This is a genomic window from Phormidium sp. CCY1219, from assembly GCF_055795085.1.
In genome coordinates, this window is the sequence record NZ_JAYFEQ010000971.1 from 1 (window position 1) to 1,684 (window position 1,684).

Genomic DNA, 1,684 nt, shown 5'->3' on the forward strand with positions numbered 1-1,684 from the left:
GGACGCCGGCGGCGGCGGGGGGGGCGCGCGGCTGAGCGCGCGGAGCGGAGCGCAGCGGAGCAAGCGGAGCGAGCGAAGCGAAGCCCACTAGCGGAGCGCGCGAAGCGAGGGGAACGCCGCCCGCAGGGCGGCACCGCTGCGGGGGGGAGCCGGGGCGGGGGAGGATGTGGCGAACAGTAATTCTAACCGCTTAAAAAATATTTTCTTTTGATATACAATTAATATAAAATTCCCCTCAAAAGTTTGAGGGGAAAATTTTAGTATTTCAGTGCTTAACTGTTAGCGTTAACAGTTTGCGATCGCCTTTTTGATAGAGGGCGATCGCAAATTTAGGGATTAATTACCAATCATCATGCCGTTCGGCATCATCCGGATCGGTCAGAAGTGCCGGCATGTGGTATTGGTACGCGCGGTAAAAATTTTCTGCAGTTCCTGTCTTTTCATCAACACGCCAGACGAAATGCTGACCATTGGGTGCAGGATAAATTGACGCTGACATCGGGCCATCGTTCCACCGGCCATTAAATCGAAGCGTGTCAGCAACACAACGCCCGTCAATGCGGACACCCTCAAACTGCATTGTGTTGTCTGGTTCGTTGTCGTTGTAAACCGTCACTAGCCAGCCGCATCGGTTTTGAGCTGCTGCTATTGGAGCAATAGCAGTAATACCAGCAGCAGTAATACCAACAGCAGCAATAGCAGCAGATTGATATGATAGAATTTTCATCGTTACTTTCCATGTAACACTGGGGGGCGTTCCTCGCCTCCCACCCCCACATTTTCAAAAGCCGGGTGAGCGGCTATTAATTAAGTTTTGTCCTCCTGCCAAACATTTTTTCCAGGAACTAACCCTCCGACAAAAGGTAGTTCGTAGTTGTATTTTTTGGCCAGAAAATACTTAGCCAGTAGGAACCTTTCTTCTTCTGGCGTTTCTGTCCAAATCGGATAGCTCCGATTCGTGTATTCTGATTTAGAAGCTCGGAAGTTGGAATCCACTTTCCTTAAAAAGTGTCTCGTGACATTCCATTTTTGTGATTTTTTCATGGTTTGGTTTTTCCCTCATATTTAGTAAGCGGCGGTGATTGGGGGTGGGTGGTGGGGAGCTTTCAGATTCTTAAACTTAGAAAGCTCCACTGCATTGATTGCAAATGAAATCGAAATAGTCGGTCGCAGTCAACGGTGTTTTGCACCGTTGACAAACATGTCTCGCCGGAAAATAGGTTCCAGCGTCAGTTAAAAGGATTGTATATCCTTCATCAGTTCTTGCCTCACCTATTACTTTTCCTTTTTGTGGGTAATCGCTTTTGAGATACCCACCCTCGATTAACCTAATGATTATTTCTTCCATTTCTTCCATACTTCTAATCATACATAAGGTTAGAATTTTTGTCAAGTGTTTTTTTGAAATTCCTTGAAATCCTTTCGTAGTAAGGATTTTAGAGGTTAAGCAACCGTCATGCTATAATTTAATTGAATAATCGATTAGAAACTGCTAAAATGAAAAAATCTTATCGGCAACTTTGGAGAGAATCTGGGGCTGATAAAAATGGAGTTCCTTACTCCACTTTTTACAGCAGAATTCGCTATCGCAACCAATCTTTGAAAAAAGCTGCTAGACCTCCTCAAAATCAACGGAAGATTTCAAGGTTATCGTGTTTGTCAGGAAGACCAAGGGATAAAAATT

The 1,684-nt window shown here is 45.3% G+C and carries 3 protein-coding genes; 1 reads left to right on the top strand and 2 read right to left on the bottom strand.

The features are described from left to right. Positions 1 to 340: 340 nt before the first annotated feature. Both AC0QH1_RS31185 and AC0QH1_RS31190 read right to left on the bottom strand, forming a co-directional pair. Complete coding sequence (locus tag AC0QH1_RS31185; RefSeq protein WP_324635336.1) at positions 341 to 727, bottom strand: hypothetical protein; 387 nt, start codon at positions 725 to 727, stop codon at positions 341 to 343. A gap of 80 nt (positions 728 to 807) precedes the next feature. Continuing rightward, complete coding sequence (locus AC0QH1_RS31190; protein WP_324635337.1) at positions 808 to 1,044, bottom strand: hypothetical protein; 237 nt, start codon at positions 1,042 to 1,044, stop codon at positions 808 to 810. 426 nt (positions 1,045 to 1,470) lie between these two features. Between AC0QH1_RS31190 and AC0QH1_RS31195 the strand changes: the two genes are divergently transcribed. Beyond that, on the top strand, positions 1,471 to 1,684 hold a 214-nt coding region (locus AC0QH1_RS31195; protein ID WP_324635338.1), incomplete at its 3' end, for a hypothetical protein.